The organism is Frankia sp. CoBUL1 (assembly GCF_978021245.1).
Window position 1 is genome coordinate 1 of sequence record NZ_CDXDOS010000177.1, and the last position, 7,166, is coordinate 7,166.

The 7,166-nt window shown below is 70.9% G+C and carries 6 protein-coding genes; 1 reads left to right on the top strand and 5 read right to left on the bottom strand.

Annotation, left to right across the window (positions count from 1 at the left end; all coding sequences use genetic code 11):
• Positions 1-161: 161 nt before the first annotated feature.
• Genes AC08OX_RS12830 through AC08OX_RS12850 form a run of 5 tightly spaced genes read right to left on the bottom strand, consistent with a single transcriptional unit; the run spans position 162 to position 4,932 of the window.
• Positions 162-947, bottom strand: coding sequence for an SDR family oxidoreductase (locus AC08OX_RS12830; RefSeq protein ID WP_476608031.1), 786 nt, complete (start codon positions 945-947; stop codon positions 162-164).
• Positions 944-1,867 (bottom strand): phytanoyl-CoA dioxygenase family protein, encoded by a 924-nt coding sequence (locus AC08OX_RS12835; protein WP_476608032.1) that lies wholly within the window; start codon positions 1,865-1,867, stop codon positions 944-946. Before AC08OX_RS12835 ends, AC08OX_RS12830 begins: the two co-directional genes overlap by 4 nt.
• Positions 1,830-2,612, bottom strand: a complete 783-nt coding sequence (locus AC08OX_RS12840) for an IspD/TarI family cytidylyltransferase (protein WP_476608033.1) — start codon at positions 2,610-2,612, stop codon at positions 1,830-1,832. Before AC08OX_RS12840 ends, AC08OX_RS12835 begins: the two co-directional genes overlap by 38 nt.
• Entirely contained in the window at positions 2,609-4,057 is a 1,449-nt protein-coding gene (locus AC08OX_RS12845; RefSeq protein ID WP_476608034.1) for a DUF4910 domain-containing protein, read from the bottom strand. The genes AC08OX_RS12840 and AC08OX_RS12845 overlap by 4 nt, the downstream gene beginning before the upstream one ends.
• Before the next feature lie 20 nt (positions 4,058-4,077).
• Positions 4,078-4,932 carry a sugar phosphate nucleotidyltransferase gene (locus AC08OX_RS12850; RefSeq protein ID WP_011438304.1) on the bottom strand — a complete coding sequence of 285 codons (855 nt, stop codon included), beginning with the start codon at positions 4,930-4,932 and terminating at the stop codon, positions 4,078-4,080.
• An 819-nt stretch (positions 4,933-5,751) separates the two neighbouring features.
• On the opposite strand from AC08OX_RS12850, the gene AC08OX_RS12855 reads away from it, so the two are divergent.
• Positions 5,752-7,166 (top strand): glycoside hydrolase family 26 protein (locus AC08OX_RS12855; protein ID WP_476608035.1); only part of this gene is annotated, 1,415 nt, incomplete at its 3' end.

The following is a 7,166-nucleotide window of genomic DNA, read 5'->3' on the forward strand; positions in this document are numbered from 1 at the left end:
GCTCCGCCGCGGCCGCGGAGGCCGGTTCGTCCTGGTCCTGGATCTTGATTTCGGATCTTGGTCCCGAGTCCGGGACCGCGCCGTCGGCGGACTTCTGGGCCTCGGGGCCCGTGGGCTCTGGCGCGCCCACGGGCCCCGAGTCGTTGCGCAGCGTGAGCGTGTCAGTAGCTCTTCTTCGCCGGCCGCAGGTGCAGCTCGGTGATCTCCGCGGTGGGTGGGAGCCGGATCAGGTAATTGACGAGATCGGCCACGTCGGCCGCTTGGACGAGCAGCTCGGGTGCGTACTCACGGCCTTCCCGGGCATAGATCGCCTCCTGCCTCGGGGTCGCCGTACGGCCGAGATGGATGGTGGTCACCCGGATGCCGTCGGCGTTGATCTCCTGGCGCAGGCTGTCGGCGAACCCCCGCATGGCGTGCTGGGTGGCGGCGAACACGCTGGTGCCCGCGCCGGCCCGGATGCCCTGAGTGGAGTTGACGATGACGATGTCGGCGCCGCGGTCGGCCCCGGCGACCCGCAGCGCCGGCAGCAGCCGCTGGGTGAGTGCGTATGGTGCCCGGACGTTCGCGAGGTACTGGGTGTCGAGATCGGCCAGCGACACGGCGTCCACCCGGGCGCTTCCGTAGGCGCCGGCGCTGTGCACCAGATGATCGACGCGGCTGTAGCGGTCCGTGACCTCGGCGGTGAACGTGACGACGGCCGCGTCATCGGTCAGATCGAGGCGCACCGGCGTCAGGGTGCCCGGACCGCTCGCCTCCTTGCCGAGGGCGTCGAGCCGGGTCTGGTCGCGCCCGAGCGCGAGGACGGTGGCTCCGCCCGAGGCCAGCCGCAGCGCGGTGGCCCGGCCGATGCCGCTCGACGCACCGGTCACCACGGCGACCCGCCCGGCGAGCGGAACCTCGTCCGCCGCCGGGTCGCCCGCGCCGGATCCGTTCGGGGCCGCCGTCATGCGTTCTGGTGGGAGAACACCAGCATCGCGTCCTCCCGCGGCGGCGCGGTGTCGTAGGTCAGGCAGATGTCCTCGGGAATCCGGCTCAGGTCGGTGCCACGCAGGTAGTCCCGCATGGTCGTGCCGGTGCACTCCGCGTCGACGTTCGGCGCTCCGACGTGGTTGACCACGTCATCGAAGTGGACGGTGCGGAAGTCCATGCTGAACCGGGTGCGGCCGGAGTTGTTCGGCACCGAGGAGTGCAGCTGGGCCGCCGAGAAGATCATTATGCCGCCGGAGGGGGCGACCACCCGGGTCTGCGGAAAGATCTCCACCTCCTCCTCGGGCTTGGGCTGCTTACGGGTGTCGGACTTGATGTGCTTCGCGGCGTCGGCCCGGTTCTTCGCGTTCCACTCGTAGTAGTCGTAGTCGCCGGAACCGTTCTTCACGCCCTGGGAGAAGTAGCGCGGGTGGAAGGCCATGGCGTTCTCCGGCACGATATCGAAGATCGGCATCCACCAGTTGAGCTGGCAGAACGGTGCCGAGTACCAGGTGTCGCGGTGCGGGTGGAAGGCGTAGGCGATGCCCGAAGTGAGGTAGTCGTCCGACGTCGAGGTCCGCAGCCGGGGCACGTCGAAGTAGGTCTTCGACAGGTCGCAGCCGTGCTCGGCGAGAATCGCCGGCAACAGTTCCTTGCAGGTGGGGTGGTGGATGAACCGTGGCTTCAGCTCGGCGAGCAGGGCCGCGTAGTCCTCGACCGGCATGTGGTACTGCGCCGTCTCGGGGTCGAGATCGCCGAAGGCCTCGCGGATCAGGGTGCGGCTGAACTCGACGAACTCCCGCGTCGCGGGCCTGGGCGCGTAGACGAACAGCTCGCCGGCGTAGAGCCTCGCCCGCCGCTCGTCATCGGACAACGTGGATTCGACCAGTACCGAACTCATCAGGTTCCCCCTCGGAACGAACATGGGTGAGAAGCAGCCGGGCCATGGCGAGTTCGTCCGGCGTGGTGACATGGATGTTCGCCGGCTCGCCGGGGACGACCACGACCAGGCCGCCGGCCGCGGCGACCATCGCCGAGTCCTCGACGGCCTCGCGGGCCTCCGCGTGCACGGAGCGCAGCAGGTCCGCCCGGAAGGCGTGCGGGGTCTGCACGAGCCGGTGGGTCTCCCGCGGCAGCGAGGCCCCGGTGACCAACCGGGGGGTGTCGTCGGGGGGGCTGCCGAGCACCGTCGAGCGGATCTCCTTGACGACCTCGGTGAGCGGGAGCCCGGGTACGGCCGCGTCGGCGCCGGCGCGGACCTCGTCGATGACCCGCTGGTACAGGGCGGGAGTCGCGAGTGGATGGGCGGCGTCGGTGACCACGATGACCCCGGCGTCCGCGGGCACGGCCGCCAGCCCCGCCCGGACGGACTCGGCTCGGGTGGCGCCGCCAGCGACCATCCGCACTCCGTCCGGCGGTGACCAGTGGCCGATCAGGGCGGCGGGGACGACCACGACGATGCCGTCACTGGCGGGCCGCGCAGCCGCGACCGGATGGGCGAGCAGGGGCTCACCCCCGAGGTCGAAGAACTGTTTCGGCCCGCCGAAACGCGTGCCGCCGCCGCCGGCCAGCACGATCGTCCAGACCGGGCCGCTGTTCCCGGTGCTCCCCGCACCGTTGGCGACGGCGACAGCGGTGTCGGTCACCGCCGGGCTCCCGCGGGCGCGGCGCTGGTGACGTCGCTGCTGGTGACGTCGCTGAGCAGATCGACGCCCACCAGGGCATCGGCCGCCGCCGCGACGGTGTCGAACGGCAGGTCCGCGCGGTCGGCGATGTCGAGCAGGCTGTGCGTGCCGTCGGCCAGGTTCAGCACCCACAGCAGGCCCATCTCGATCGCCTGGCGGTTCATGGTGGCCCCGATGGCGCGGTACAGGCCCCGCCGGCCGAGCTGCGGCTCCCCGTACGGGGTGGTGTTGCGCCAGATGCGGTCGCGCTCGCAGATGTCGATCGTCCGCAGCAGGATCGCGAACGAGTCGGCCAGTGACTGCGGGGTCACGAAGTCGAGGTCGTCCGCGGACGTGTGGTATTGCGGATAGTCGCCGTGCTGGCCGCGCCCGAACCGGCCGACGGGCAGGTCGAAGCCAGGGGAGCAGAACTGCCGTTCGTCGTAGCCGTAGGGGGAGAAGTCGACGACCCGGTGCGGCCGCCCGGTCTCGGCGAGCGCCGCCGCCGCGGCCCGGTCGACGGCGGCGTTACCCCGCCGGCTGCGCTTGTAGGTCGGGTCCGACCGGTCGCCCAGGCCGGTCAGCACCAGCCCGTGCCGAATGCGCCCGACGGTGTCGCGGTTGCGCGCGAGCCAGGTGATCGATCCGATCGTGCCGGGGATGAACAGCAGCCGGAAGGTGTGCCGGCGGGGCAGCCCGGCCAGGGTGCGGGCCAGCAGGGTGGCCGTGGCGATGCCCGAGCAGTTGTCGTTCGCCATCGCCGGGTGGCAGGTGTGGGTCGTGATGAGGAACTCGTCGTCCGTGGTCCCGGGCAGCACGATCTCGCCGTAGGTCAGCGACCCCGCGGTGAGGGTGGTGTCGATCTCCACGTCGTACTCGCCGTCGGGCAGCGCGGCGAGCTGCCGGTCGGTCAGGCAGAAGCCCCAGTTCTCGGTGTAGTAGGAGGTCCGGTAGGGCACCCAGTCCGGGCGGTCCGGCATCGAGAACAGGTGCGGGCGCAGCTCGTCGAGGGACAGCCGGGCGCGGACCGGTGTGCTGTACCCCAGCAGGTGCAGCGGGTTGTCAGCGGCGTCGACGACGGTCTTGCCGTCCGGGCCGGTCAACCGGGCCGAGGTGACGTTCCATTCCCGGGGCACGGTCCAGTCCAGGACCGGTGTCCCGCTGGGGACCTCGTGCACCGTGAGCGCGGGCTCCGGGCCGAGCGCCCGCGCGACGGTGGCGAGCGTCGTGCGGACACCGTCCCCGGTGATGCTGCGCATGGCGGGCAGCAGGGTGGCGACCAGGTCGTGCAGCCACGTACCCGGGTCGGCGCCTGCCGTCGCCGCGTACTCGCCGGCGCCGGCGGGCTCGGAACCGTTCGGGGGGGAAGCGTTCAGGGGGGAAGCGTTCGGCTCGGGACCGCCGGAGCCGCGGGAGGAATCGCTCATCGCTGGACCCGTCCGGAACCTCAGCCGGCCCAGACACGCCAGGGCGCGGCACCGGAATCCCAGAGCTGGTTCAGCTCGGTCCAGTCGCGGAACGTGTCCATACCCATCCAGAACCCGTCGTGAGTGTGCAGGGTCAGCTCGCTGTCCCGGGCCAGCTGCTGCAGCGGGTGACGCTCCAGCAGCAGCGCCGGGTCGTCGTCGAGGTACTTGTCGATGAACTCGCGCTCGAAGACGAAGTATCCCCCGCTCACCCAGCCGGTCTGCGGCGGCTTCTCGGCGAAGAGGGTGACGGCGTTGCCGTCCGTGGTCAGCTCGCCGTAGCGACTCGACGGCCGGACGCCGGTGACCGTCCCGATCCGCCCCGACGCCAGGTGGTCGGCGAGCACCGCGCCGACATCGACGGCACCCACGCCGTCGCCGTAGGTCAGCATGAACCGCGGGCCGGTCAGGTACTGGGCGACCCGGCGCAGCCGGGCTCCGGTTCCGGTGAGTAGGCCCGTCTCGGCGAAGGTCACCTCCCACGCCTCGTCGCCCACGGTGTTGTGGAACTGGGGGGTGTGGTCGTCGGAGAGCGTGAGGGTGAAGTCGGCGACCTGCGCACGGTAGGCGAGGAAGTAGTTCTTGATCAGATCGCTCTTGTAGCCGAGGCAGAGCACGAACTTACGGAAGCCATAGTGCTCGTAGGTCTTCATGATGTGCCACAGCACCGGCTTGCCGCCGATGTCCACCAGCGGCTTGGGTAGTTTCTCGCTGGCTTCCCGCAGCCGGGTTCCCATCCCGCCGCACAGGATCACGACGGGGATGTCCGCCACGTCGGGAATCTCGCTGGTCTGGGCGATCTCGATGCTCAAGGCTGTTGCGTCTCCCGTGCTCATGCCCCGGTCCGGACGCACTCGGGGCGGATGGGCGTCAATGGCCTGGTCGTTGCGGGACCGCGACGCGCTCCGGGTGATCCGGGGCAGCCGTCCCGCGGGCCGGCTGGTCGTGACCGGTGGGGGCAGCCACCGGGCGGTCCGGCTGCGCGGGCGGCGCGTTCCCACGCGGGTGAGGACGTCGCTGCTCGCCCGCGAACGTGCGTGCGGGCGTGACCCGTGGCAACGGTACCGTATGGTCCTTTGCCGGCTGGTGCTGTCCCTACGAACCCGCGTATGCGGCATAGATCCCACAGCCCCGTGGGCCTCCCAGGCGTCTGACCCCCCTGACTTCCCTGACCCCCCTGACCCCGTGACTCCGGGGCCGGATGACGGTTTCGGTGGGTCGGGTGCGCGTGTCGAACGATTCTCTCGGAGTGGGAGGGTTGGTCTACGGATGGCTGATCGTTGCACTGCGTGATAAGCCGAGGCCGCCGAAGGGGCACTTCGTCGGTGGTTGTTACTGTTTAGCGATCACTCGCGGATTACCGAACGAGCCTCGGCTCAGGTGTCGACGGTGATGGCGGACCTCGTTGCGAGCCACTGGATCGGGGAGAGTGTCGTGCTTGGTCGCACTTTTGCACTACATGAGTAAAAATGACTTTATAGATAGAAATGTACGACTGGGGTGATGCGGGTGCGCGGGCGCTCCTGGTCGGATGACCCGCTGGCCGCTGGCCGGTGGCCGGATCGCCATCCTCGGACCAGGACGGCACGGTGTATCACTCCGAGGCGGACCCGCCCCGTTCGGCCGATCGGCGGCCCGCCGGTGGAGGCGCCGGCATGCCGACCCCGTCCCGGGGCGAGTGGCCGGACGCCCGGCTGCTCCCGCTGCGCCGTCGCCGAAGCGACACGACGCCGCGGAGCCTCCGTTCCCCTAGCGAGGGTTCCCCCACCGAGCTGGTCCACATCCGCCGCGACGGCGCTCCTCGCGACGCGGATGGCGGCCCGGTCACAGCCCCCGGCGGGGACCGGCCGGACCCGGTGCAGGCACGTCCGGACGGCGCCACCACGACCGTGTTCCATTGGCACGGGCGGCAGGCCCCGGCCGGGAAGAGGCTGGACACGCCGGACACGAACGTTCTGGCCCGGGACGTCTTGGCCCGGGAGGTGCCGGTCTGGGACGGGCCGGTGCCGGACGGGCGTGTTCGGGCGGACGGCGGCGGTGAGCCTGGCCCGGGTCGCCTGTCTCGCGTCGCCGGTTGGATCGCTGCGCGCCCGGGGGGCCGAGCCGGCCGAATCCCGCGTCTCCCGCCTGTCGCGGTCTCGATCGCGGTCTCGATCGCGGTCGTGACCGCCCTGACCGCCTGGGTTCTGGTGTCCTCCGGAGGACACCCCACGGACACGGTGGCCGGCGGCCCGACGCCCGCCCCGCAGTCGCAGCCCCCGCCGCAGTCGCCGCCCGCGCGGTCGCCGAGCTCCGGCCCCTCGCCCGCACCGGGGGTCCAGCCGCCGGTCACCGTGCCCCGGGTGCAGCGGGCCGCCACGACCGGTGAGTTTCCCACGGGGGTCGCCGCGCACACGTTGGCGCAGGCGAACCGCTGGGCGGAATTCCGTGGCCGGCCCAACGACGTCGTCGTCATGTACACCGAGCGGTCCAGCTGGCGGGCGATCGTCGAGCCCTGGATCGGTCGCGGCGCCTCGACCTTCGCCGGGTTCTCCGGCACATGGGTCATCAGCCAGCCGCTCTTTCCGGACGAGGGGCCGGAGAAGGGCAACCTCGCCGACTGCGCGGCCGGCCGCTACGACGCCGAGTGGCGGCAGTTCGGCCGCTGGCTGGTGAGCACGGAGCGGGGCGACTCGTTCGTCCGGCTGGGCTGGGAGTTCAACGGGCTGTGGTTCGCGTGGGCAACCACGGACCCGCAGCAGTGGGTGCAATGCTTCCGTAACGCCTCGTCGGCGATCAAGGCTACCAGTCCGCGGGTCCGCATCGACTGGAACCTCAACGCCCACGGCTCGACCACGTCGGTCGGCGCCTTCGATCTCTACCCGGGTGACCAGTACGTCGACGTTATCGGGGTCGACAGCTACGACCAGTACCCGCCGAGCCCGACCTACGCTGACTTCGACAACCAGTGCAACGAGACCGGCGGTCTCTGTCAGGTGATCATCTTTGCGCGGATCCATCACAAGCTGTTCTCGGTGCCGGAGTGGGGCGTGGTCAGCCAGCAGGGCACCAAGGCGGGTCGGGTCGGGGC